Raw genomic sequence first — 23,988 nt, forward strand, 5'->3', positions numbered from 1 at the left:
CTCACGCCCGGCAGGCGCCCTACGGCACATCAGGGACAGTCATCAAGCGGGCCTGTCAGTGAGGATCGCCCGGAGTGCTCGAAGAGCCGTCCAGCCATTGCGCGCCCTCGTCGTAGAGGCGCCGTACCACCTCACCCGTCAGGCCCGGCAGCCCGGTCTTCACCGTGAAGCCGGCCTTGGTCTGGAGGTAGCCGAGATGGCGGTAGCCGACGGGAAACCGGCCCAGCAACCGCGGGTCCAGGCTCAGCGTCGCGGCCGGGTCCACCACGTCGAGGCGGTCCTTCTCGTAGATCGGCTGCCGTCGCACGATCTTCCACGCTCCTTCGTGGCGGGCGCAGAAGTCGTAGAAGCGCCCGGTGCAGACGACGTCGACGTCGACACCGTCGACCTCGGCCCGCTGACTGATGGTCATCTTGGTCTGCGCGATGGCGCGGTCGCCGACGACGTCGGCGGTGTGCCCACCGAGGAAGTGGAGGATGCTGACGCCGTTGTCGAAACCCTCCCTGCTGATCGCGATGAAGTCCCGGGCCGGGCCCTGGAACCACGTCGCCGTCATCCAGCCGTCCTCGGGATGCCAGACGGTGGCGAACCGGTCCCAGTCCCCGGCATCGCGCCACAGTGCCCAGTTTTCGACGAGCTGACGCAGCTCACCCTTGTCCGATTCGATCGACGACATTGAATACCTCCGCAGGGTGCCGTGAAAACTGAAGGAAGCACGGAGCCGACCGGCCGGGCCGGGGAGGGCGAGGTGGGGGCTGCGTGAGCTCAGCCCGCCGTCAGAGCCTCCCGGACCGACGACTGGGCGTCGTGCCCGTAGATCCATCCGCTCTGGTCGAAGGGATCCGCGTCGGCGAAGGAGGCGTCCCTGGCCTGCTGAGCGGGTCCGTCGGGCAGATGGTTGCTCTGTGCCCTGCCCCGGCTCATCTGCTGCACCTTGGTGGCGCGCGGGCGGCGGATGGCCTCGTAGCGGGCCAGCGCGGCGGAGGGGTCCTCCGGCCGGTCGGCGAGGCAGCCCCCCAGGACGGCGGCGTCCTCCATCGCCTGTGCCGCTCCCTGGGCGAAGAAGGGGAACATCGGGTGGGCCGCGTCGCCGAGCAGGGCGACGGGGCCGTTCGTCCAGCGGGGCAACGGGTCACGGTCGAGCAGCGCCCACCGCCCGGTGCTATCCGCGGCGGCGAGGAGCGACCTCAGGTCGTCGGACCACCCGGCGAACTCGGCGCGCAGGTCCTCGATCCGCCCCTGCGCCGACCACGACTCCGTCGTCCAGTCGTGGGCCGGGCCGAACGCGACGATGTTGATCTGCGCGCCCCCGGAGATCGGGTAGTGGACCAGGTGGCGGTCGGGGCCGAGCCACAGCGTCTGTACCGGATGCCGTGCGAACTCCGGGGCGCTGTGGGCCGGTACGAGGGAGCGCCAGGCGCACATGCCCGAGAAGCGGGGTGAGCCGGTCTCGGTCACGTACTGCCCCACGGTGGTGTGGACGCCGTCGGCGCCGACGACCACGTCGGCGACCTCGCGCGTCCCGTCGGTGAACGTCAGCTCGATGCCCGTGTCCACCCGGTGCAGGCCGGCGAGGCGGGTCCCGAGCCGCAGCGCCCCTTCGGGCACCGCCGCCCGCACCGCGGCGAGGAGGTCGGCGCGGTGCGCGACGTAGCTCTGCTCCCCGAAGCGCTGTTCGCACTCCTCGCCGAGGTTCTGGGAGAAGAGCACGCGCCCGTCCTCCCAACGGCGGAACTCCCACCCGACCTCCAGCGGCACCGCGCGGTCGCGGAAGCGGTCGAGCTGGCCGAGGCCGCGCAGCAGCCGCACGGCGTTCGGGGAGACGACGAGGCCCGCTCCGACCTCGGTGAGGGCGGACGCCTGCTCGTACACGGTCGCCTCGATCCCGGCCCGGTGCAGGAAGGCGGCGGTGGCGAGACCGCCGATGCCACCGCCGACCACGGCCACGCGCAGGCGGGGCGCTCGTCTCTGGTCCTGGCTGGTCATGCACCGTTCCTTTCGTACGCGGCCATGCCCGGCCCCGCCGTGTCCGCGGGGGCGAGGACGATGTCGAAGCGGACACTCGACCAGGACCCGCCCGCGAGATCGCGGCCGTCGGGTGCGGGTGTGCCCGCCGGGTGTTCCACGAAGTCGTGGATGAGCGAGTCCTTGACTCCGAACACGGCGTCTCGCTCCAGGAGTTCGTCGCCGCGGACGAAAATGTGGGTGATCAGCGTCCGCTTGCCCTCGGCACGGACGTCGAAGTGCAGGTGCGAGGCGCGCATGGGGGAACGGCCCACGGCGGCGAGCAGCGCGCCGACCGGACCGTCGTGCGGAATCGGGTACGGGGTCGGGGTGATCGCCCAGAACCGGTAGGCGCCCGAGTCGTCGCTGAAGAGGTGGCCGCGGGCCGCCGTGCGGTCGTCGTCGTACTGCACGTCGTAGAAGCCGTCCTCGTCGGCTTCCCACACCTCCATGCGGGCCCCCGGCACCGGTTTCCCGTCCGTGTCGGTGACCGTGCCCTCGACCCAGCAGGGCTGCCCGGCGGCGCCGAAGGAGATGTCCCCGCCCAGCGGTACCTCGGGTGAGCCCTCGACGAAGAAGGGGCCGAGCACCGTCGCCTCGGTGGCGTTGGCGTACGCCTCGTTGTTGATCGCGATCGTCTGCATGGACGCCCCGAGCACGTCCGACAGCAGGATGAACTCCTGCCGTTTGTCGTCGGTGATGTGCCCGGCCGCGGTGAGGAACTCGATCGCGGACCCCCACTCCGCCTCGGTCAGGCGCACCTCGCGCAGGAACGCGTGCAAGTGCCGCGTCAGGGCCTGTGTCAGCTGCTTCAGCCGTGGGTCCCGCGCGGTCTCGAAGGAGGCCACGACCTTGTCCACCAGGGCCTGCTCGCGTGCCCGCTGCTCGGCGGCCGTGTCGTTGTGCTCTTTCACCGTCGGCTCTCCTCTTGGTTGCTCGTCAGCCGCGGGTCCGCACCCCGCCACGCGGCGCGCAGCAGGTGCCGGACGTCCTCGGCCGTCACCGGCCGCGGATTGCCGTCCGGCACCGCGTCCAGGACCGTCTGCACGGCGTCGTCGATCTCGGTCTCCCGCACCCCGTAGTCACGCAGCGCCGTGGGCGCGTCGACGGCGCGCCGGAGCCGCAGCAGCCCCTCGATCGCCGACTCCGCGCCGAACGCGGCGGCGATCCGTTGTTCGGCCTCCGGGGCGGCGGGGGCGTTGAAGGCCAGCACATGAGGCAGCACCACCGCGTGGGTCTGGGCATGCGGCAGGTCGTACATGCCGCCCAGGACATGGCAGATCTTGTGATGCAGCCCCGAACCGGCCGACGAGAACGCCACCGCGGACAGGTACGTCCCGTACAGCGCCCGCTCCCGGCCCGCGAGGCCGGCCGGGTCGGCGGCCACCGCGGGCAGGCCCGCGGCCAGCGCCCGGATCCCCTCCCCCGCCAGCGCCCGGTCGATCGGGTCCACGCGGGGCCCCCACATGGCGTCGACGCAGTGGGCCAGCGCGTTCAGCCCCGACGCGACACTCATCGGCACCGGCAGCGACACCGTCAGCGTCGCGTCGTACACGACGGAGCGCGGCAGCACGCGCGGGTCGACAGCCGTGGTCTTGCGCGCCCGCTCGGTCAGACCCCACACGCTCGTGGCCTCCGAGCCCGCGTAGGTGGTGGGAACGGCGAGGATCGGCAGCCCGCTGGTCCGTGCGATCGCCTTCGCCAAGCCGGTGGTGGAGCCACCCCCGACGCTGAGCAGCAGGTCCGCCCCGTGTGCGGCCGCCGCGGCGCGCGCCCGCTCGGCCACCTCGACGGGGACGTGCATCACCACCTCGTCCCACCGCAGTACGACCGGCAGGTCGGCGGTGACCGCCTTCGCGAGTTCGGCCTCGGCGGCCGCCGCGATCACCATCACCCGTGAGGCGCCGAGCCGCTCCACCTCCGCCCGTACGCGCGCCGCCGCCTCACCGGAGGCGAAGACGACCCGCTGGGTCAGATTCTCGTGCTCGAAACGCAGCAACGACCCGTCGAGCGACTCGGTGCCATGGCCGCCGTCGGCTCGCGACGTCCCGGTCATGCGCATGCCGGACTCCTTTCGGCTGTAGGACTGGAGAGAGCGTCGGGTGCGGGACCGCCACGGGTCACTAAGATGTCCGTTGAACGGACATGTTCCTGTCCGACGACTTTCCGCCGGCCGGAGAATGACGGCGGCGGAAGGCCCGCCACCTCGGCGGAAGGACCCGAAACGGCCAACAGCGGCGACCCCGGTCGCACCGTCACCTCAAGGGCCCTGGCGATCCTGGGCGCGTTCACCCTGGAGCGCCGGGAACTGACCCTCGCCCAGATCTGCCGCCTCACCGGCCTGCGGCACGCCACCGCCCACCGGCTGGCGGGCGAGCTGACGGCCTGGGGCGCGCTGGAGCGCCTGCCCGGCGGCGCCTATGTCATCGGGCTCCGCCTGTGGGAGCTCGGCGCGCTCAACCCGCGCGGGCTGCCCCTGCGGGTCCTGGCCATGCCCGTCATGGAGGACCTGCACGCCGCCACCCGCCAGCACGTGCAACTGGCCGTCCTGGACGGCACCGACGCCCTCGTCGTCGAACGGATCTCCTCGGCGGGAGCGGTTCCCGTGGTGTCCCAGGTCGGAGGCCGGCTGCCGCTGCACGCGTCCGCCGCCGGCCAGATCCTGCTGGCCCACGCGGGCGAAGAGCTGTTCGCCGAGGCGCTGCGGAACGGCCTGGCCCGGATCACGCCCAGGACCATCACCGACCCGGCCACGCTGCGTCTGACGCTGGCGGAGTGCCGCCGGACCGGTGTCGCGGTCGTCCACGAGGAGATGAGCCCGGACGCCCATTCGGTGGCGGCGCCGGTCACCGACGCCAAGGGCCGTGTGGTCGCCGCCCTGTCCGTGGTGAGCGTGGACGCCCGAACTCATCTGCTGGTGCCCGCCGTTGTGCTGGCCGGCCGTGGCATATCCCGAGGGCTGGGTTCCGGCCCCACAGCATGACCACATCCCAGGATGTGCATACACGCTGAAGCGCAGGTCACCTCCTCGCCCCCCGCAGGTCAAGTTCGCGTTTTCTGCACATCCACCCTTTACAGCCCCGTAATAGTGTGCACACTTAGCGGTGCGAGACGAGCCGCAGGCGATGCAGTCGGGCTCGTCCGACATCACCCGTCGATCCAGGCGGCACGCGCCTCCAGCCTGCGCGTGCACGCCCTGGCATGACGCCGGTCGGTCTGCCACTGCCACCGACGAACGTACGCACCCCGCGCCCGAGGGCGAGAGAAACCCACAGCCACACGTCATGGGAGAGGAATCGTCATGCTCGAAGACAGTCGCGGAGGTAGTCGCGGCGCCGCCACCTGGCCTCCGGTGACCTTGCTGGTCCTCGCGATCTGCGGGATCGCCATCGTCGCCGACGGCTACGACGTCGTCATCTACGGGGCCGTCATCCCGTCCCTGCTCCACGAACACGGCTGGGGCCTGACTCCCGCCGGCGCCGGGCTGATCGGTTCGTTCGCGCTGATCGGCATGCTGATCGGAGCCACGACCGTCGGCACGCTCACCGACACGCTGGGCCGGCGCAAGATGCTGATCGGCTGCCTGGCCTGGTTCTCGGTGATGACGGGCCTGTGCGCGACCGCGACCTCCCCCGAGATGTTCGGGCTCTTCCGGTTCCTCGCCGGCCTGGGCCTCGGCGGCGTACTGCCGACCGCCAGCGCCCTGAGCGGTGAATACTCGCACCCCAAAGCACGCAACCTGGTGTTCGCGATCATCTTCAGCGGGTTTCCCGTGGGCGGCATCATCGCGGCCCTGACAGGCATGTCCGTCATTCCCCGGTTCGGCTGGCAGGGGATGTTCCTGCTCGGCCTCCTCCCGCTCGCCGTCGTCGTGCCCGTGGCCCTGAAGTACCTGCCCGAGTCGATCGCCTTCCTCCAGGCGAAGGGCCGGCACGCCGAGGCGGAGAAGACGGCTCGCCGCTGGAACGTCACCCTGGACGACAGGCCCAAGGAGGACCCGGCACCGACCGCGACCGGCCCGAGCGGCGCGTCGCCCGTGAAAGCCCTGTTCTCGCGCAGCTACGTCGTGGCGACTCTGTGCTTCCTGGCCATGTCGTGCCTGTGCCTGTTCATGATCTACGGGTACAACACCTGGCTCCCGGAGATCATGGGCCGGGCCGGCTACTCCGCCGGTTCCGCGCTCGGCTTCCTGCTGATGTTCAACTTCGGTGCCGTCGTCGGCCAGCTCCTGCTCTCCCTGGTCGCCGACCGGCTCGGCTCGAAGCCGATCATCGTCACGACGTGCCTCCTGGCCGGCGCGGCCGTGGTCCTCCTCAGCCTGCGGCTGCCGACGGCGGTGCTGTACGCGGCCGTCGCGCTGGGGGGCGTCGGAGCGATGGGGACGCAGACGTTCGTCCTCGCCTATGTCTCCAAGTACTACCCGGTACGGATGGGCGCCACGGCGATGGGCTGGGCGCTGGGCTTCGGCCGCATCGGTTCGATGCTCGCCCCTCCGCTGCTCGGACTCATCATCGGCGCGGGACTGGCGTACCAGTGGAACTTCTACGCCCTCGCCGTACCCGGTCTCATCGGCGCCGCGCTGATCGGACTGGTCCCGCGCGCTCCCGGTGAGGCGGCACCGGTGGAACACGCGACCGCGGACGGGCCGGCACGCTCCCTGCCGGAGCCGACCTGATCCGTGCGGAGGGTCATCCTCGATCCGGACGGGGCCCCCAGCCGGGGTGCCCCGTCCGGGCGTGTACGACGTCCGCCTCCGCCCCCAGAGGCCGGCGCCTACAGCGGAAAGACCGCGTTCCAGTCAGGCCGGGCCGGAGGCTCGGCCGCGGTCGGGACCGCAGGCGCAGGTGTGGCGGATCGGGGCGGCGAGGGGCGAAGGCCGAACAGTGAAGCCGCGGCCTCCGACATCTCCGCGGCACATCGCACCGACGACTCCTCGGGGACACCCATCCGCCGCAGCGCCCCGGCGAACGCGTCCTCCACCAGATGCAGGTGTCTGGAGAACTCGGCGGGCCGGCCCAGGCGTCCGGGTTCCGCGAGGTCGGTGAGCAGCTCCCGTGCCTTGTGCTGCACGGCGGCCAGAGCCTCCCACCCGCGTGGCTGACGTCCTCGACAGGGACTGTCCGCCCCGGGAACGTGCAGTCCGAGAGCCTCGCGGATCCGGTAGCCGATGCCTGCGTGCCACTGCGTCAACTCACCGGGAGTGTCGGCCTGGAGACCGGAGAGGATGACGAGCAGGGCCGATGCGCCCATCGGCCAGTCGTCGAATCCCACCGCCGCCCCTCCCTCGCCCGGCCGGCCGGGATGCAGGAAGGCACGCAGCAAGTCGACGCTCTCCGCGGCCCGTTCAGCCGCGTGCTGGCACGCATAGTCGGTGGGCATGGGTTCTTCACCGCTCCGTCAGGGTTGTCGGCCTACCTCACCAGAAGCATACGGTAGAAGTGTATGCACCTAGGGTGTGCATCCGGGTGCCGTCCATCACTAGGGGCTACACCTCCACGTCGCGGCAATGTGCATGCACTGCATGCGCGCACTCCTGTCGCCTTCGCGGTGAACGTACGGCCGACCGTGGCATAGACCTTTTCGTGATCAACGGCTAGGCTCTGCCGCGCGCACCACGAGAGCGCTCTCAAGCTCTGCTGTTCCACCCCCACTCTGCTGGAACAACGAAGGGGCATCCCTTGAGACGCACCACAGTTCTGCGTGCCACTCTGTCCGCGCTCCTCCTGCTCGGCACCTGGACCGCCGCGGGCGCCCTGCCCGCTTCCGCGGCGGACACTCCCGCACGCTCCACCGAAGCACCCGCCTCCCCCGCCCTCCTGACCGCGATGCAGCGCGACTTGGGACTCACCCGGGACGAGGCCGAAGCACGCCTGGCCGCGGAGAAGAGCGCGGCAGTAGTCGAACGCGAGGCGCGCGGCGCCGCCGGTTCCTCCTACGGCGGCTCGTGGTTCGACGCCGATCGCGGCCGACTCACCGTCGCCGTCACACGCGCCGCGCGGGCCGACGCCGTACGCGCGACCGGAGCGACCGTACGCCTCGTGCGGTACGACGCGCGGCAGCTCGACGCGGCGAAGAAGCGCATCGACGCGCTGTCCGCGCCTGCCGGGGTGGGCAGTTGGCACGTGGATCCGAAGGCCAACAAGGTCGTCGTGAACGTCGTCTCCGGGCACCGGGCCGACAACGATGTCCGGGCCTTCCTGGCCCGAGCCCGCGAGGCCGGTCCCGTGGCGGTGCGTCAGACTCCCGCCGCACCGCGCACCTTCGCCGCCGGCACCGTGGGCGGCGACCCCTACTACACCGGCAACGTCCGCTGCTCCATAGGCTTCTCCGTGCACGGCGGCTTCGTCACCGCCGGGCACTGCGGCTCGCCGAGCGCGGCCGTGTACGGCTGGGACCGGTCCTACATCGGCAACTTCCAGGGGTCGTCCTTCCCGGGCAACGACTACGCCTGGGTGAACGTGGGCAGCGGCTGGTGGACCGTACCGGTGGTGCTCGGCTGGGGCACCGTTCCCGACCGGCTCGTCCGCGGCTCCGCCGAGGCCCCGACAGGAGCCTCCGTCTGCCGTTCGGGCTCCACCACCCACTGGCACTGCGGCACCGTCCTGGCGAAGAACGAGACGGTGAACTACAGCCAGGGTGCCGTCCACCAGATGACCAAGACCAGCGTCTGCGCCCAACCCGGTGACTCCGGCGGCTCCTTCATCAGCGGCGACCAGGCCCAGGGCGTCACCTCCGGCGGCTGGGGCAATTGCAGCAGCGGCGGCGAGACCTGGCACCAGCCCGTCAATGAGATCCTCAACCGGTACGGGCTCAGGCTGCACACCGCCTGACCACTGAACGGCACCGCGTGAGGGGGACGTGCTGTCCGCCGGACAGCACGTCCCCCTCATCATCGGCCTTCGCCGTCGTAGGCGACGAACCCGTGCCTCCCCGACGCCACGGCGTAGGTGGCACGGTCGCCCCGGATGCCCTGGAACACCGCGCCGTCACCGCTCACTTGGGCCCTGCGTCCGCCGGTGGGTACCCGGACCTGTGCCGTGGTGTTGGGCGGGAGCTCGACGTCGAGCCGGAACCGGCCCTTCTCGCGAACCCACCGGGCGGACACCACGCCGTACGGGGTGTGGTAGCCGCCCTCGGCGCGGGTGAGCCCGCCGACCGGACGGGGGTCGATCACCAGCTCGCGGTAACCGGTCTTGCCCGGTGCCTGGCGGATGCCGACCAGGCCGCTGTGGAACCACTCATCAATCTGAAGCAGGATCATGTGGTTCTTGGAGTTGCCCATGTCCCACTGCTCGGGGACGGTCGTCAAGCCGTGGGGATTGGCCGTCGTGGGGGCCATGAAGTAGCCGTAGCCGGGGCGGGTGTCCTCCTGGAGGACGTCCCAGAGGACGTCGTCGCGGCCGCCCGCGTGCAGGGCCCGGACGATGGGGGCCAGGCCGATGGTGCCGCCGCTGAGGTGGGGGCCGCCCCCGAACGGATGGTGGGCGTGGACGAGTTCGACCAGCGCGTCCAGGACCCTCTCGCGTTCCCCCTCGGGTACCAGGCCCTCGTCCAGCGCGAGCGCCTGGGCGGCCTGCGTCGCCCCGGAACCGCCTTGGCTGCCGTCGGCGGTGTACCGGCCGAGCGCCTGGTTGTAGAAGGCGTCGTTGAAGGCGTCCTTGATGGTGATCGCGAGGTTGCGGTACTCGGACGCGTCGGCGTCGCGCCCGAGCAGGGCTGCCATCCGGGCCATCCGGTCGGCGATCTGGTGGTATCCCCAGGTTCCGGTGATGCGGCCGGAGGTGTTCTCGCTCGCGATCCAGTCGGCGAGGGCCGCGTCGACGATGCAGGCGTCCGCTCCCGTACCGGCCTTCCTCGTTCTGATGTAGTGCAGGAACGCCTGCATCTGCGCGTAGTAGCGGCTCATCGTCCCGGTGTCGCCGTACGTCTCGTACAGCAGCCAGGGCACCAGGACGATGCCGTTGCCCCAGTTGATCTCGTCGCCGAACCGGCCGGTGTACCCCCAGTCGTACACCGGTGCCTTGAGCGCCACGTTGCCGATGTCGTCCCCGGCCCGGGACTGGCCCTCGGCGAGGTGCCGCTGCATGGTGCGCAGGTAGGCCGGGTAGCGGAAGGTGCGGTGCAGGGAGCCGAAGGGCTGTACGTAGTCGGCGGGGTAGGCCAGCTTTTCGCGGCCGGGGCAGTCGGTGAACGTGGACAGAGTGTTGCTCATGATCGAGTAACGGGCCATGCGGTGAACGCGGTTGACCCGGTCGTCCGAGGTGCACACGGAGCCGGCCGTCGGCACGTCCGCGTGGATCTGCAGTCCGGTGACGGTCTCCCGCGTCGGGACGTATCCCTCGGGCAGGCCCGTCACCTGGAGCCACTGCATGCCGAAGTAGTGGAACTGCGGGTGCCAGCTCTCGCCTCGCTTGTCGCCGTACGTGGTGTAGGCGGCAAAGACGTCGGTGCCGCGGGCGGCTCCCCCGCCCATGATCGACGCCTGGTTCACGGTGCCGTCGGCGTTCAGCGACTCGGCGGGGCGCATCGTGACCGTGGTGCCGGCCGGGACCGGGCCGTCGAGCTTCAGCAGCGGCCAGCCGGCGAAGTTCTGCCCGAAGTCGAAGACCCACACGCCCGGTTGCGGCCGGGTGATGCTCACCGGGCGGAGCCTGTCGACGACCTGGAGCGGTTCGGCGACGCGCCAGACCAGTTCGGTGGTCAGGTTGGGCGGCGGGGCGATCCCGGCGGCGGTCCAGCCCACGGGGGTTCCGTCGCGGCGCCTGGCCGACGCGCCGAGGTCCGCGCCGGGGGCGGTCCAGGCGGGTTGTTCACGGCGGGCGTCGTAGTCGGAGCCGGAGTACCAGTTGGCGGTGGTGGTCGGGCCGAGCGCCGTCCTCCACGAGCGGTCGCTGACGACGGCCTCGACCGTGCCGTCGGTGTGGCTGAGTTCCAGGCGGGCGATCAGCCGGGGTGTGACGGCGGCTCCCGCGCTGGGGTCGGTGCTCGCCAGGGAGTTGCCGGAGCCGGTGACCGCCGCGCCGCTGTCGTGGTCGGAGGTGAGGGCGGGTTCGAAGGTGATGCCCGTGCCGTCGGCGCCTGCGGTGCCGAGCGCGGTGATGGTGCGCGACTCCAGGCGATCGCCTCCGTCGCCCGTGTCGATGTTGACCGTGCCACCGACGTGGTACGCCGCCACACTGCTCACCTTGACGGTGGTGGCGCCCCGGGCGGCGGGTGCGGCGAGGCTGCCGCTGCCCTTGGACTGGCTCTGCCACCAGCTGTACGGGGCGGCGCGGCCGGTGGAGGGGTTCTTCACGGACCGGGTCATCAGCGCCGTGCCGTGGCCCAGTTCGACGCCCAGCGTGTTGGCACCGGGGCGGACGAGGCGGGTGACGTCGTACACCCGGTATTCGGTGGAGAGCTGGTAGTTGGAGTTACCCGGGGCGAGGACCTCGTCGGTCACCGGCCTGCCGTTGAGGCGGGCCACGTGCAGCCCGACGCCGGAGAGGTACAGCCGGGCCCGGACGACCTTGCCCCGGCGCGCCGCCACCCGGAAGGCGCGGGCGAACACGGGCAGCGGCTGGTCGACGGCACGCCCCGGGTACTCGATCCACCGCGCCCCGCCCCAGTCGGACCGCTTCAGAAGTCCTGTCTCCCACACGGAGGGCGTGCTCCAGGGTGTGCCCTCACCGCCGGTGCTCCACGCCCGCACGCGCCAGACGACCCGGTCGCGCGAGGCGGGCGCGGGGCCACTCCACGCGACGTCGGTCTGGGCTGCGGAGCGGACCTTGCCGCTGTCCCACAGCAGTCGGCCCCGGGCCAGGTCCTCCTCGGTGCGTGCGGCCTGTACGCGGTAGGCGGACTGGGTCCATCCGGCGCCCGCTCCCGTCACCCGCCAGCTCAGCCGCGGGGCGGAGTCGTCGACACCGAGGAGGGTGCCCTCACGGCCGTCGACGGCGAGACCGGTGACCCTGGCGCCGTTTCCGTCGCCCTCCTCATGGGCGTGAGCCGTCTCGGCGGGGAGCCCTGCCACGGCCAGCCCGGCCATGGTGCCGACCACCTGCCTGCGGTTCAACGCTCCATTCGGGACATCGGGCATGCCGAACCTCCGCTTCTCCAGTGGGATTCACACGTTTCGGTCATACGGAAAGGGCGCGCCGCCGGCGCAGCCGACGGCGCGGCGGTCAGCTGCCGGCCCGGTAGTCGGCGTCCATCTCCTTGAGGACCTTGCCGGGGGTGGCCTGGTCGCTGAAGATCTCCTGGAGGCCGCTGAGCATGGTCTGCTGGACCTTGGCGTTGGGCCACAGCTGGTCCATGAACGGCACCGTGCGATTGGCCTTGACGAAACGTGGAGAGTTCGGTGAGCGACGGGTCGACCGCGTAGCCGGTGTCCGGCAGGGCCGGGAGGCTGCCCTGCTTCTTCGCGAACAGGTTCATGCCCTCGGGCGACATCACGAAGTTCACGAACTTCAGTGCCAGGGCCTCGTTCTTCGTCTTGGCGTTGATGCCGTAGCCCGCGCCCGCTGCGGCCGGGATGAGGGTCGCGGAGGGGGCGTCGGTGGCCGGCAGTGCCTTGAAGGTGAAGGTGCCCTTCGGGTTCTTCCCCTTGAGCAGGGCGATCACCCAGTTGCCCTGGACGATGCCGAGAGTCTTGCCGGAAGCGGCGAGCTGCTGGCTGGCCTCGTAGTTGGTGCCCAGGGGGTTGTCCTGGAAGCAGCCGCTCTTCTCCATCGTCAGGTACTTGTCCAGGGCGGTCGTCCACGGCGACTTCGCGAAGGTGGCCTGACCGGCCTGCATCTTCTTGTCGAAGTCGCGGTCGGGGCCGTAGACGGTCGTGGCGACCAGCGCGTACTGGACGAGCTGGGTCACCCAGTTGTCCTGGTTGCCGAGGGCGAAGGCGGGAGTCCCCTTGGCCTTCGCGGCCTTGCAGAAGTCCAGGAGCTTGCTCCAGGTGTCGGGCGGGGTGAGACCGGCCTTGTCCATGGCCTGCTGGTTGTAGACGGCGCCGATGCCGTTCTGCCCGAAGATCGCGGTGTAGGTCTTGCCCTCGTACTGGGCGACGGTCTTGATCGCCGGGGGCATCTTGGCGGCCCAGGGCTGGTCGGAGAGGTCCCGCAGGTAGCCGGGCTTGGCCAGGACGTGAGTGGCGGCGGGGTTGCCGTTGCCCGGCCAGACCGACATCACGTCGGGCGCGGTGCCCGACGCGAGCTGGGTGCGGATCTGCTGCTGGTACTGGTCGGCGCCGCTGGTGGTGTAGCGGACCTTGACGCCCGGGTTGGCCTTCTCGAAGGCCTTGACGACGTCCTCGACGGAGCCCTGGTCGACCGAGGCCAGGGTCAGCGTCTTCGATCCGCCGCCGGAGTCTACGGCCTTGGTGCCGCCGCCGCAAGCGGCCAGAAAGGCCGTCGCCGTCACACCGGCCAGAAGGGCCGTCGGTATGCGTGTCTTCATGGTGTCTCCCTGGGGTGGACGGCCGTGGCCGGTGCTTGAGGGACGGAAGGTGCGTGGGTCAGCCCCGCAGTCCGCCCGCGAAGCCGTTGATGATGCTGCGCTGAAGCAGGAAGTAGACGATCAGGACGGGCAGGACGCTGATCACGAGAGCGGCGAAGATGAGGTTCCAGTCGGTGACGTACTGGCCGACGAACCCGGCGATCGCGACCGGCAGGGTCTGCTGGCTGCTGCCGCTCAGGTACAGCAGCGGGGTGAAGAAGTCGTTCCACACGGCAACGGCGTTGAGCACCAGCGCCGTCACGGTGATCGGCTTGAGCATCGGCAGCACCACGTACCGGAAGCCCTGGAGCGGTGTGCAGCCGTCGATCAGGGCGGCGTCCTCGAAGTCACGGGGCAGGGCACGCAGGAAGCCGGTGTAGAGGAAGACGGTGAACGGCACCTGGAGACCGGAGTAGAAGAGGATGAGTCCCCAGGGGGTGCCGAGCAGGCCCATGTCGCGCATGGTCTGGTAGAGCGGCAGCGAGGCGAGCTGGAAGGGCAGCACCAGACCGAGGAGGACCAGCAGGTACGCGCCGCGGGACCAGCGGGCTGTGACGCGGGCCAGCGGATACGCGGCGAGGGCGGAGACGGCCAGCACGACGGCGACGCTGCCGGCCGTCACCAGCACGCTGTTGGCGAGCGCCCCGCCGAGCGCGCCCTGCTGCCAGGCCTGCGAGAAGTTGTCGAGGGTCGGCGAGGCCGTCGGCACGATGGGTGACGACGTGTCGGAAGTCGGCCGCACGGCCAGGTTGACCAGGACGTACACCGGGAAGCCGACGAAGAGCGCGGCGGCGATCATCGCCAGTTCGAGGGCGAGGGTGCGGGGGCGGTAACGGTTCATGACGCGGCCCTCTCGTTGCGGAACAGCGCGAGGTACTGCCCGGTGGAGACGACCGCGACGATGATCGTCAGCACCACGGCGAGCGCGATGCTGTAGCCGAACTCGCCCAGAGTGAAGGCGTCTTTGTAGATCAGCGTCGAGATGGTCTCGGTGGCGTGTCCCGGTCCGCCTCCGGTCAGCGCGTACACCTGGTCGAAGAGCTTGATCCCGCCGATGATCGACAGCATCAGGTTGATGGTGAACGCCGGGGCCAGCAGCGGACGGGTCACCGACCAGAAGCGCCGTACGGGGCCCGCGCCGTCGATCGCCGCGGCTTCATGGATCTCCTTGGGCACCGACTGGAGTCCGGCCAGGAAGATGACCATGGAGTAGCCCGCGTACTGCCACACGATGACGGCGACCAGGGCCCACAGCGCGAGGTCCGGGCTGCCCAGCCAGTCCTGCCGCCAGCCGTCCAGCCCCACGGCGGCCAGGAGGGTGTTGACGGCGCCCTGCGGGCCGAGCAGGTTGCGCCACAGGTACGCGGTGACGATCGGGGTGATCACGGCCGGCGCGAACAGGAACACCCTCAGCAGGTTGCGGGACTTGATGGCCGTGTTGACCCCGAGGGCCAGCACCAGGCCCAGCGCGTTCTGGAAGACCGTGATCGACACGGCGATCAGCAGGGTGTGCCAGACGGCCTGCACGGCGTCGGCGTCGCCGGCCATGGCCGTGAAGTTGTTCAGGCCGACGAACGAGAAGTCGGGGTCGAGGCCGTCCCAGTCGGTGAAGGCGTAGTACACACCGCGGGCGCTCGGTACCAGCACGACGAAGGCGAAGAGCAGCAGGGCTGGGGCGGCGAACCACCAGGGAGGCCTGGCGCGAGGGTGGCGCGGCACCGTGACCGGCGGCACCGTGCGGGGCGTGCGGTCGTGGTCCGGCGGGTGCTCGTGCGGGGCGAGGGTCACAGGCGGACCTCTTCCTTGAAACGTTTCAAGCTCTGGCGCGATCGAATGGGGTCGGCTCGGCGCCGTACGGCCGCCGGGCGGGTTCCGCGTCTGGGGGATGTGGTCGGGCACCGAGGTCGGACGCCCCGGACCCACTGAATGGGTAACGTTTCCCAAAGGGTGTTGCCAGACCCTAGAGAGCGCCCCGCATGACGTCAAGATGCCGCGCACGCTGCACTGCTGTGACGAACGATCAGAGTGCGATCCACGAGGCCGGCTCGGGACGATCACGCCGCCGCCTTACTGTGCGGGGGTTGGATCCGTACACTCACCGGCAACGTTCCCCACGCTGGAGGGCACAGGTATGGAACCGTCGGCACCGTCCCGCCGCGTCACGATCGTCGACGTGGCGCGGCACGCCCAGGTGTCCACGACGGCGGTCTCCAAGGTGCTGCGCAACGCCTACGGCGCCAGCCCCGAGATGCGCGCGAAGGTGCGCCGGGCGATCGACGAACTGGGCTACCGGCCGCTCGCGGCCGCCCGGGGCCTGCGCGGCCAGACGTACACGATCGGCGTGATGCTGCCCGACATCCGCAACCCGTTCTTCCCCGAGATCCTCGACGGGATCACCGGTCGGCTCGCGGACACCGACTACCAGGTCTTCCTTGGCCCCGGCGGGTGCAACGACGAGAAGGCGGAGGCACGTGTCACCGAGGCCATGATCGACCGCGGGATGGACGGCATCATCCTGATCGCCCCCGTCTCCTCGCGCGCCCGTCTTGAGCACATCGCCGGCGCCGTGCCGACCGTCGTCGTGGGCCGCCACGGACACTCCGCGGTCTACGACACCGTCACGGACGACGACGTGGCGGGCGCGGCCATGCTCGTGGGTCACCTCACGGGCCTCGGACACCGCCGGATCGCCCATATCGAGCACCACGAAACCGACCCGACCCGCATCGAGGAGATGCCCAACGCCCAGCGCGCCGACGGCTATCGGCGCGCCATGCGGGCCCACGGTCTCGCGGAGGAGATCGACGTCGTCTCCACCAGCTACACCCAGCAGGGCGGCTACGAGGGCGCCAGACAGCTGCTCGCGCGGCCACACCGGCCGACGGCCGTCTTCGCCGGTGCGGACATCGTTGCCATGGGGGTGCTGGAGGCCTTCGCCGAGGCCGGGGTGTCGGTGCCGGGTGACATCTCGGTGGCCGGCTACGACAACACGACGTTCGCCTCCTTCGGGCCGATCTCCCTCACGAGCGTCGACCAGGCGGGCCACGAGATCGGCGGCAACGCCGCGCGCCTCCTCGTGGAGCGGATCGCCGACCGCCGCAAGCCGCCGGTGCAGATCAAGCTCTCACCCACCCTGGTGCCGCGGCGGACCACCGCTCCGCCTCCGGCGTGAGAGGGCGCGCCCGGGCAGGCCTCAGCCGGCCTGGGCCGTCTCCCCCGCCTCCCCCGCCTCCCCGGTCTCCCCCAGAAGCCGGCGCAGCCAGCGCAATTTGGCGGCGCGGGCGTCCACGGAGAGGGCCGCTTCGGGCACCAGGCTGTCGAACCCGTGGAAGCCGCCCGGCCACACGTGCAGCTCGGCGGTGCCGCCCGCCTGCCAGATGCGGCTCGCGTAGGTGACGTCCTCGTCGCGGAAGGTCTCCGCCGAGCCCACGTCGATGAACGCCGGGGGAAGACCGGACAGATCGTCGGCGCGAGCCGGCGAAGCCTAGGGCGAGACGTCCGCCGTGCCACGCGCCGCAACGAGCAGCGCGCCCCAGCCGGTCTCGTTGGACGTCCGGTCGAACACGCCCAGGCCCGCCATCTGGTGGGCGGACGGGGTGTCGTTGCGGTCGTCGAGCATCGGGCACATCAGCATCTGGCCGATCGCGCGCGGGCCGCCCCGGTCGCGGGCGAGCACCGCCACCGCCGCGGCGAGCCCGCCGCCCGCGCTGCCGCCCACGAGGATGATGCGGTCCGGGTCGCCGCCGATCTCCTTGGCGTGCTCGGCCGTCCACAGCAGGCCCGCGTAGCAGTCCTCCACCGGAGCCGGGTGCGGGTGCTCGGGAGCGAGCCGGTAGTCGACGGACACCACGACCAGGCCCAGTTCTCCGGCCCAGTCGAGAGGCATCCCCAGCCGGTGGGTGCCGGTCACCATGCCGCCGCCGTGGATGTTGTAGACGACGGGGCGTGGCTCGGTCGCGGCCATGGGCCGGCAGATCAGCAGCGCGACGTCCGGCGCGCCCGGCGGCCCCGGGACCGCCCGCTCCTCGACCTCGAAGAGGCCGTCGCCGGCCAGTTCCTCGTTCGTCGGAAGCGGTGGCATGCCGGCGGGCAGTTCCCGCCCGGCCGGGATCATGTCCGGGGTGATCGTCGCCGGCAGCCACGCGTGGATCGCGTCGAGATGCGCGGCGATCTCCGGGTCGAACGGCGGCGGAGTCAGAGCCATCGGGTTCTCCTGATGGTTGAGGGGTGGAGGCGGCGTTCGACGGGAGCCGCAGCCGTCCGGCGCGCCGGTGGTCACACGGCTGCCGCGAGGGGTCGTCCGGTGGTCGCAGGGCCGCCGTGCGCGGTCCGGCGGTCACACGGCCGCCGTGCGGGGTGCGCATGCCGCGGTCGTCCCGGGTGCCTCCGGCTCGGGCCGGGGAGTCGTCGGCAGGCGCGGGACCCAGATCAGGCCGATGACCGCCGCGGCCAGCGCCAGGCCGAACAGGACGGCGAACATCAGGCGGGTGTGCCCCAGGGCGAAGGCAGGCGTGCCCAGGGCGGCCAGTCCGGCGACGGCCCGGGTGAAGGCCATCGTGACGCCCTGGGCGGTGGCCCGCAGCAGGGTCGGAAACAGCTCCTGCGACCAGACCTTGTAGACGGCCTCGCCGGCGAAGGAGTTGCCGAGCCCGGAGAGGAGCATGACGGCGACCAGGGTGAACTTGCCCGGCCCCAGCAACGCGGGCAGCGCCCAGGCCAGGACGATCAGACCGGAGCCGACGGCGAACCAGGTATGCCGGGACGGTTTGTCGACCACGCGCATGAACAGCAGTCCGGCGGCGAAGCCGACCGGCAGTCCGACCAGGGTCAGCTGAGAGAACTGCGCCACCTCGCCCCTGGCCAGAGCGGTCCACAGGAAGGTGCCGAACTGGCCGAGGGTGTTCGCGCCGAGGTTCCAGGTGGCGTAGTAGAGGCCTGTCGCAAGCAGGGCGTAGGAGGCCGGTGCCCGGAAGAGGTCCCGGACGCGGCCGAACTCGATGTTCTCGGAGCGGGCCGTCGTGCGGGCGGCCGTCCACTCGGCCGATTCGCTGAGGCCGAGCCGAAGCAGCAGGACGACGACCGCCACGACGAGGAGGTGGGCGAACAGGATCCGGCCGCCCGGCATGCCCTGGACTCCCATGAAGGAGCTCAGCACCAGCACGGCCACGATCCCGGCGAGCCAGAGCATGCCGGAGAACACCACCATGGTGCCCTTCTTGCCAGCGGGTGCCTCCTCGTTGACGAGGGCGAGCGAGACGGGGAGGTCCGCGCCGATGGCCAGGCCGGTGGCGACCACACCGGCGTAGAGCAGAGCGGGGTCCATCGCCACCAGGAGCAGCAGGACCCCGGCCGCGTAGAGGACGAGGGAGAGGGTGAAGACCTTCCGGCGGCCGAACCGGTCGCCCAGCCGGCCGCCGAACAGCGCGCCGACCGCGAACGCCAGCGTCTGGAGGCCCAGCAGCGAGCCGATGGCGCCGGCGCCGAGCTGGAGCGGTTCCGCGTAGTAGCCGCCGATGGCGATACCGGACGTGACCAGGGCCGCGGCGTCCAGGTAGGAGGCCATACCCGCGAGGGTCGCGGTCCTCCACGGGCTTCTCGCGGCGTTCTCGGTGCCGGACACGGCTGCTCCTCGACAGGACGACGAGTACAAGGAAGGGGGTGGGACGACTGGTGGCCCAGGGGGGTGAGTCGTCCCGGCAGGGTGCGCGGGGAATGCTCCGGGCGGGCGCTGCCTACTCGTTTCACTTACGCGTGCCAGTTGAGCGATCTGGCCGGTAAGCTAACCGCGGCCGTGGGCTTTGACAAGAGGTGCGACCGAGGCGAGGGGGCTGACCGGGGTGTCCGAGGGCAGACGGGTGACCAGCGCGGATGTGGCACGCGAGGCCGGAGTCTCCCGCGCGACGGTGAGCTACGTGCTCAACGGCGTGCCCCACCAGAAGATCCCCGAGACCACCCGGCAGCGGGTGTGGGACGCGGCCTCCCGGCTGGGTTACGCACCCTCGGCCGCGGCGCGTGCCCTGCGCACGGGACGTTCGGAGATCGTGCTCGGCCTCTTGCCCGACTGGCCGATCGAGCATGTCCTCGGACGGCTCATCCAGCAGCTGACCAACGCCTTCGCCGAGAACGGCCTGACGTTCGTGGTGCACTCGTCGGCGCATCCCGCGCGCCCCCTGCGGGACATCTGGAAGGCCATGACCCCGGCGGCCGTGCTGGCCCTCCAGGCGTTCGACGCCGGGGAGGCCGAGGCGATGCGGACGGCGGGCATCGAGGTCGTGATGGCGATGCACGGCTCGACGCGAGGTGAGCCGCGGCCGCCGCTGGTCCCCGAGCAGCCGATCGGCGCACTCCAGGCACGGCACCTCGCCGCACCGCACCGCCGGCTCGGCTACGCCTACCCCGACCTGCCGGGACTCGACGTCCTGGCCCGGCCGCGGCTGGACGGCGTCCGCAAGGTCTGTGCCGACCTGGGCATGCCGGAGCCGGACGTCCGGACGGTGCCCCTCGACGCGGCCGGGGCCGCCGAAGCGGTGAAGGGGTGGCTGGCTGCCGACCCGCCCGTGACGGGCATCTGCGCGTTCAACGACAACATTGCCCTCGCCGTGCTCGCGGGCCTCGGTCACCTCGGGCTGCGCGCCCCGGACGACCTCGCCGTGATCGGCGTCGACGACATCCCGGGGGCGTCGCTGGTCCAGCCGCCGCTGACGACGGTGGTCCGTGACACCGACACCATCGCGCGAGGGCTGGCCCGCCGCGTGGTCGACGCCCTGAGCGGCAAGGAGACCCCCGCCGAACCCCTCCGGGACGACCTGCTGCTCCGCTTCCGGGAATCCGCCTGACCGGCGCCCGCCACAACGGGTCTTCCCCGAGCCGGTCGCGGAGGCGGCAGGCAGGAGAACAGATCGCGCACACCGTCGTCGGAGCGCTCACCGGCTCCGGCCCGTGCTCACGCCCGGCGTGGAGGCATGGTCCGGCCCGGTGTCGAGGCGCCATCCGTCCCCCTCACCCGGCGGCCGCCTGCACCTCCGCCCACCACTGACGGCGCATGCGCTGCAGCACCGGATCCGGGACGGGCGCGGCCGCCACCAGACGCCGGGTGTACTCGTGCCGGGGGCGGTCGCACACGTCGGCACTGGGGCCCTCCTCGACGATGCGCCCCTGCTCCAACACCAGCGTGCGCGCCGCGAACTCCTTGACGACAGCGAGGTCGTGGGTGATGAACAGGTACGCGCAGCCGAAGGTGTTCTGGAGCTCGGCGAGGAGGTCCAGGGCCGCGGCCTGGGTGGTGACGTCGAGGGCACTGGTCGGCTCGTCGCAGATGATGATCCTGGGCTGCCGGGCCACCGCCCGGGCGATGGCGATGCGCTGGCGCTGGCCCCCGCTGAACTGGGCCGGGTACCGCGCGGCCGCGTCCTCCGGCAGGCCGACCCGGCGGAGCAGGTCGGCGATGCGCTCGTGGACCTCTGTGCGGGACAGGGCGGAGCCGGTGGTGAGAAGGGGCTCGGCCAGGGTGCGACCCACGGGCAGCGCCGGGTTCAGTGACCCGTAGGGGTTCTGGAAGATGGCCTGGATGTCGGAGGACAGCAGCCGGCGGGCCCGGCCCGCAAGACCGGTGATGTCCCGCCCGGCGAGCAGCACGCGTCCGGCGCTGACCGGGGTCAGCCCCAGTACCGCCTTGCCGATGGTGGTCTTCCCCGAGCCGGACTCGCCCACGAGGGCGACCGTCTCGGCTTCACCGACCTCGAACGACACGTCCTCGATAACGGTGGCCGGGGGCTTGCGGAAGCCGCGGGAGGGATAGCGGACCGCGAGGCCGTCGAGTCGGAGTACGGGTGTTCCGGTCACGCGATCCTGCCCTCGATAGGAGCGATGCTGGGGGTGCTGGCGATGAGTTGCCTCGTGTACGGGTGCTCGGGCCGGTAGAAGATGTCGTCGACCGAGCCTTCCTCGACGATCCGGCCCCGCTCCATCACGATCGCGCGGTCGCACGTGTCGGCGACGACCCCGAGGTCGTGCGTGATCAGGATGATCGCCATCCCCCGCTCGTCGCGCAGCGTGCGGAGCAGATCGAGGATGCCTGCCTGCACCGTGACGTCCAGTGCCGTGGTGGGTTCGTCGGCGATCAGCACCTTCGGTGAGCCGGCCAGGGCCATGGCGATGGCGATCCGCTGGAGCATGCCGCCGGACAGTTCGTGCGGGTATCTGCGCGCGACGTCGTCCGGATCGCGTAGGTGGACGCTGGTCAGCAGTTCCCGGATCCGCTGCCGTACGGCGTCCTTGCCGCCCGGCACGTCATCGGTGCGCCGGACGACCTCGGCCAGCTGGGAGCCGATGGTGAAGTACGGGTCGAGCGCCACCATGGGTTCCTGCGACACCAGGGCGATCTCGCTGCCGCGGATGCCCTGCAACTCCCGTTCCGGCAGGCCGCTGATCCGGGTGCCGGCCAGCCAGGCCGCGCCGCCCGTCACGGTCCCGTTGGGCGGAAGCAGGCCGAGCAGGGACAGGCCGGTCACCGTCTTTCCGCTGCCGGACTCCCCGACGAGACCGAAGATCTCACCGGGGCGCACCGTGAAACCGACGGAGTCGACGACGGTCCGTGGCCCTTGCGCGGTGGCGAAGGCAATCGAGTAGTCGCGCACCGCGAGCACCGCCCCCTCCGGCGGTCCGTCCGGTGACGTCGCGGCGTCCTCGGTGTCCGCTGCGGGTGCCGGCCGGCGCAGCCGGCCACCCGTGGACTGCTGCCGGTCCTGTTCGAGGTCCCGCAGCCCGTCGCCGACCAGCCCGAAGGACAGGGACATGAGGCCGATCACGCCGCCGGAGACGAACAGCAGGTAGGGGTCCTGCTGCATGATCTGCGCGGCATCTCCGACCATGCCGCCCCAGCTCGGGGCGGGCGCCGGGGTGGCCAGACCGAGGAAGCCGAGGCCGGTCTGGATGGCGAGCGCGTTGCCCGAGAAGAGGAAGACCGGGACCAGCACCTGCCCGGTCAGCCGGGGGAGGATGTGCCGCGCCATGATCCGGGCCGGGCCGAGCCCGGACACCCTGGCGGCGTCCACGAACAGTTCCTCGCGCAGCGCGATGCACGAGCTGCGGATGATCCGGGCGAGGCCCGCGGACGCGAAGAAGCCGATCGTGAGCATGGCGGCGACGTTGCTCTGGTAGAAGATCGCGAGGACGGCGAGCGTGATGATGACGGCGGGCACCGAGAGCATGACGTCCAGCGCGGCGACGATGACCCGGTCGGTCCAGCCCCGCAGGTAGCCGGCGAGCATGCCCAGTGACATGCCGACAAAGGCGTAGACGAGTACGGCGACGCCCACCCCGATCAGGGTCGGCCGGCCGCCGTACAGCAGTCGGCTCAGCACGTCGCGGCCGAGGGCGTCGGTGCCCAGTGGATGGTCCGCCGACGGACCGGACAGTGCGTGGAGCAGGTCCTGCGCCAGCGGCGGGTGCGGCGCCAGGACCGGGGCGAGGACCACGGCGGCGGTGATCCCGACGACCACGACGAGCGCGGTGGCGGCGACGGGACGGCGCCGGATCCCGGCGAAGGGGTTGGTCCTCGGCCGCGATCGCGCCTTCGGGGGCGCCTCGACAGTGGTCATTCCGTACGCACCTTGGGGTTGAGGAAGCTGTAGAGGATGTCGACGAGGAGGTTCACCACGATCACCATGACCGTGAACGTGATGGTGAGACCTTGGACGACCGGCAGATCGTGCTGGTTGGTCGCGTCCACGACCGTGGTGCCGAGGCCGGGCAGGGTGAAGACGTTCTCGATGAGGATCGTGCCGGGGATGAACGTGATCATCATGAGGCCGATCGTGGTCACCACCGGCAGTCCGCAGCCCCGCAACGCGTGTTTCCAGATGATCGACGCGGGCCGGATACCGGAGGCGCGCAGCGTTCTGATGTGGTCGAGGCCGAGGGTGGACAGCATCGCGTCGCGAGTGACCTTGGAGATGAAGGCGACTCCGCCGATCGCGAGGGAGATGACGGGCAGGACGAGGCCGGCTGCCCACTGCGCCGGTGACTGGGAGAAGGGCGTGTACCCGGTGGCCGGGAAGACGGCGAACTTGACGGCGAACACGGCGACCAGGAGCAGCGCGATCCAGAAGTTGGGCACCGCGCTGCCCAGCAGGGACACGATGTCGAACGCCCGGCGGCTGAACCGGCCGCGCGTCGCGCTGTACACGCCGAGCACGACGCCGACGAAGCTCGCGAGCACGGTTCCCCCGGTCACCAACGCCAGGGTGACGGGCAGGCGTTGCCCGATCAGCCCCAGCACGGATTCGCCGCTGAACAACGAGCTGCCGAGGTCACCCTGAAGGAGGTCGCGGAGGTAGAGCCAGTACTGCACGGCGACCGGCTGGTCGAGATGCATGGCGGCTCTCAGCGCGTCGTACTGTTCCTGCGTCGCGTTGATGCCGAGCAGCGTTGGGGGCGGGTGTGCCGGGCCCAAAGACGGCAGGGCGTAGGTGAGAGGCGCGCAGGAGCCGAGCCGCGGGGCGGGCAGCGCCCGCC

18 protein-coding genes and 1 pseudogene are annotated in these 23,988 nt (G+C 71.2%); 5 read left to right on the forward strand and 14 right to left on the reverse strand.

Annotation, left to right across the window (positions count from 1 at the left end; genetic code table 11):
- Positions 1-55: 55 nt before the first annotated feature.
- The 4 genes from AB0E85_RS31570 to AB0E85_RS31585 all read right to left on the reverse strand — a co-directional run bounded on the left by AB0E85_RS31570 (position 56) and on the right by AB0E85_RS31585 (position 4,000).
- The gene (locus tag AB0E85_RS31570) at positions 56-676 is read right to left on the reverse strand and encodes a nuclear transport factor 2 family protein (RefSeq protein ID WP_361934374.1); all 621 of its coding nucleotides are present in this window, start codon (positions 674-676) and stop codon (positions 56-58) included.
- 89 nt (positions 677-765) lie between these two features.
- Complete coding sequence (locus AB0E85_RS31575; RefSeq protein ID WP_361934377.1) at positions 766-1,986, reverse strand: FAD-dependent monooxygenase; 1,221 nt, start codon at positions 1,984-1,986, stop codon at positions 766-768.
- The gene (locus AB0E85_RS31580; RefSeq protein ID WP_361934380.1) at positions 1,983-2,918 is read right to left on the reverse strand and encodes a dioxygenase; all 936 of its coding nucleotides are present in this window, start codon (positions 2,916-2,918) and stop codon (positions 1,983-1,985) included. The genes AB0E85_RS31575 and AB0E85_RS31580 overlap by 4 nt, the downstream gene beginning before the upstream one ends.
- Positions 2,915-4,000 carry a maleylacetate reductase gene (locus tag AB0E85_RS31585; protein ID WP_361934422.1) on the reverse strand — a complete coding sequence of 362 codons (1,086 nt, stop codon included), beginning with the start codon at positions 3,998-4,000 and terminating at the stop codon, positions 2,915-2,917. The genes AB0E85_RS31580 and AB0E85_RS31585 overlap by 4 nt, the downstream gene beginning before the upstream one ends.
- Positions 4,001-4,132: 132 nt before the next feature.
- On the opposite strand from AB0E85_RS31585, the gene AB0E85_RS31590 reads away from it, so the two are divergent.
- Together AB0E85_RS31590 and AB0E85_RS31595 are read left to right on the forward strand one after the other, a co-directional pair.
- Positions 4,133-4,987 carry an IclR family transcriptional regulator gene (locus AB0E85_RS31590; protein ID WP_361934383.1) on the forward strand — a complete coding sequence of 285 codons (855 nt, stop codon included), beginning with the start codon at positions 4,133-4,135 and terminating at the stop codon, positions 4,985-4,987.
- A gap of 318 nt (positions 4,988-5,305) precedes the next feature.
- Complete coding sequence (locus AB0E85_RS31595) at positions 5,306-6,679, forward strand: aromatic acid/H+ symport family MFS transporter (RefSeq protein WP_361934386.1); 1,374 nt, start codon at positions 5,306-5,308, stop codon at positions 6,677-6,679.
- Positions 6,680-6,777: 98 nt separating this feature from the next.
- Here AB0E85_RS31595 and AB0E85_RS31600 read toward each other — a convergent pair whose 3' ends face one another.
- Positions 6,778-7,383: a hypothetical protein gene (locus tag AB0E85_RS31600; RefSeq protein ID WP_361934389.1), complete on the reverse strand. Its 606-nt coding sequence runs from the start codon at positions 7,381-7,383 to the stop codon at positions 6,778-6,780.
- Positions 7,384-7,682: 299 nt separating this feature from the next.
- Here AB0E85_RS31600 and AB0E85_RS31605 point away from each other — a divergent pair, with 299 nt between their 5' ends.
- A complete protein-coding gene (locus AB0E85_RS31605; RefSeq protein WP_361934392.1) occupies positions 7,683-8,834 on the forward strand; it encodes a S1 family peptidase in 1,152 nt (383 codons plus the stop codon).
- 59 nt (positions 8,835-8,893) lie between these two features.
- Here AB0E85_RS31605 and AB0E85_RS31610 read toward each other — a convergent pair whose 3' ends face one another.
- Genes AB0E85_RS31610 through AB0E85_RS31625 form a run of 4 tightly spaced genes read right to left on the reverse strand, consistent with a single transcriptional unit; the run spans position 8,894 to position 15,261 of the window.
- Positions 8,894-12,058 (reverse strand): family 78 glycoside hydrolase catalytic domain, encoded by a 3,165-nt coding sequence (locus AB0E85_RS31610; protein ID WP_361934395.1) that lies wholly within the window; start codon positions 12,056-12,058, stop codon positions 8,894-8,896.
- Positions 12,055-13,434 carry an extracellular solute-binding protein gene (locus tag AB0E85_RS31615; RefSeq protein ID WP_361934398.1) on the reverse strand — a complete coding sequence of 460 codons (1,380 nt, stop codon included), beginning with the start codon at positions 13,432-13,434 and terminating at the stop codon, positions 12,055-12,057. The genes AB0E85_RS31610 and AB0E85_RS31615 overlap by 4 nt, the downstream gene beginning before the upstream one ends.
- 58 nt (positions 13,435-13,492) lie before the next feature.
- On the reverse strand, positions 13,493-14,314 hold the full coding sequence (locus AB0E85_RS31620) for a carbohydrate ABC transporter permease (RefSeq protein ID WP_361934401.1): 822 nt from the start codon (positions 14,312-14,314) through the stop codon (positions 13,493-13,495).
- Positions 14,311-15,261 (reverse strand): sugar ABC transporter permease, encoded by a 951-nt coding sequence (locus AB0E85_RS31625; protein WP_361934404.1) that lies wholly within the window; start codon positions 15,259-15,261, stop codon positions 14,311-14,313. Before AB0E85_RS31625 ends, AB0E85_RS31620 begins: the two co-directional genes overlap by 4 nt.
- Before the next feature lie 343 nt (positions 15,262-15,604).
- Between AB0E85_RS31625 and AB0E85_RS31630 the strand changes: the two genes are divergently transcribed.
- A complete protein-coding gene (locus tag AB0E85_RS31630) occupies positions 15,605-16,645 on the forward strand; it encodes a LacI family DNA-binding transcriptional regulator (RefSeq protein ID WP_361934407.1) in 1,041 nt (346 codons plus the stop codon).
- 21 nt (positions 16,646-16,666) lie between these two features.
- Here AB0E85_RS31630 and AB0E85_RS31635 read toward each other — a convergent pair.
- Positions 16,667-17,677, reverse strand: a pseudogene (locus tag AB0E85_RS31635) (alpha/beta hydrolase).
- Between the two features lie 132 nt (positions 17,678-17,809).
- Positions 17,810-19,093: an MFS transporter gene (locus AB0E85_RS31640; protein ID WP_361934410.1), complete on the reverse strand. Its 1,284-nt coding sequence runs from the start codon at positions 19,091-19,093 to the stop codon at positions 17,810-17,812.
- A 235-nt stretch (positions 19,094-19,328) separates the two neighbouring features.
- Between AB0E85_RS31640 and AB0E85_RS31645 the strand changes: the two genes are divergently transcribed.
- Positions 19,329-20,309: a LacI family DNA-binding transcriptional regulator gene (locus AB0E85_RS31645; protein WP_361934413.1), complete on the forward strand. Its 981-nt coding sequence runs from the start codon at positions 19,329-19,331 to the stop codon at positions 20,307-20,309.
- A gap of 163 nt (positions 20,310-20,472) precedes the next feature.
- Here the strand turns inward: AB0E85_RS31645 and AB0E85_RS31650 are convergent, their stop codons facing one another.
- The 3 genes from AB0E85_RS31650 to AB0E85_RS31660 are packed head-to-tail and all read right to left on the reverse strand — an operon-like array spanning position 20,473 to position 23,980.
- Positions 20,473-21,315 (reverse strand): ATP-binding cassette domain-containing protein, encoded by an 843-nt coding sequence (locus AB0E85_RS31650; protein WP_361934416.1) that lies wholly within the window; start codon positions 21,313-21,315, stop codon positions 20,473-20,475.
- The gene (locus AB0E85_RS31655; protein ID WP_361934419.1) at positions 21,312-23,072 is read right to left on the reverse strand and encodes a dipeptide/oligopeptide/nickel ABC transporter permease/ATP-binding protein; all 1,761 of its coding nucleotides are present in this window, start codon (positions 23,070-23,072) and stop codon (positions 21,312-21,314) included. Before AB0E85_RS31655 ends, AB0E85_RS31650 begins: the two co-directional genes overlap by 4 nt.
- Positions 23,069-23,980 (reverse strand): ABC transporter permease, encoded by a 912-nt coding sequence (locus AB0E85_RS31660; protein ID WP_361934425.1) that lies wholly within the window; start codon positions 23,978-23,980, stop codon positions 23,069-23,071. The genes AB0E85_RS31655 and AB0E85_RS31660 overlap by 4 nt, the downstream gene beginning before the upstream one ends.
- Positions 23,981-23,988: the final 8 nt, after the last annotated feature.

Origin of the sequence: Streptomyces sp. NPDC029044, assembly GCF_040637495.1 — a bacterium.
Classification (GTDB): domain Bacteria; phylum Actinomycetota; class Actinomycetes; order Streptomycetales; family Streptomycetaceae; genus Streptomyces.

Bases quoted from the DNA above. Each gene is read 5' to 3' on its own strand.
- AB0E85_RS31620 (WP_361934401.1), bottom strand. From the start codon at position 14,314: ATGAACCGTTACCGCCCCCGCACCCTCGCCCTCGAACTGGCGATGATC.
- AB0E85_RS31575 (WP_361934377.1), bottom strand. From the start codon at position 1,986: ATGACCAGCCAGGACCAGAGACGAGCGCCCCGCCTGCGCGTGGCCGTG.
- AB0E85_RS31630 (WP_361934407.1), top strand. From the start codon at position 15,605: ATGGAACCGTCGGCACCGTCCCGCCGCGTCACGATCGTCGACGTGGCG.
- AB0E85_RS31655 (WP_361934419.1), bottom strand. From the start codon at position 23,072: ATGACCACTGTCGAGGCGCCCCCGAAGGCGCGATCGCGGCCGAGGACC.
- AB0E85_RS31595 (WP_361934386.1), top strand. From the start codon at position 5,306: ATGCTCGAAGACAGTCGCGGAGGTAGTCGCGGCGCCGCCACCTGGCCT.
- AB0E85_RS31590 (WP_361934383.1), top strand. From the start codon at position 4,133: ATGTCCGTTGAACGGACATGTTCCTGTCCGACGACTTTCCGCCGGCCG.
- AB0E85_RS31570 (WP_361934374.1), bottom strand. From the start codon at position 676: ATGTCGTCGATCGAATCGGACAAGGGTGAGCTGCGTCAGCTCGTCGAA.
- AB0E85_RS31615 (WP_361934398.1), bottom strand. From the start codon at position 13,434: ATGAAGACACGCATACCGACGGCCCTTCTGGCCGGTGTGACGGCGACG.
- AB0E85_RS31600 (WP_361934389.1), bottom strand. From the start codon at position 7,383: ATGCCCACCGACTATGCGTGCCAGCACGCGGCTGAACGGGCCGCGGAG.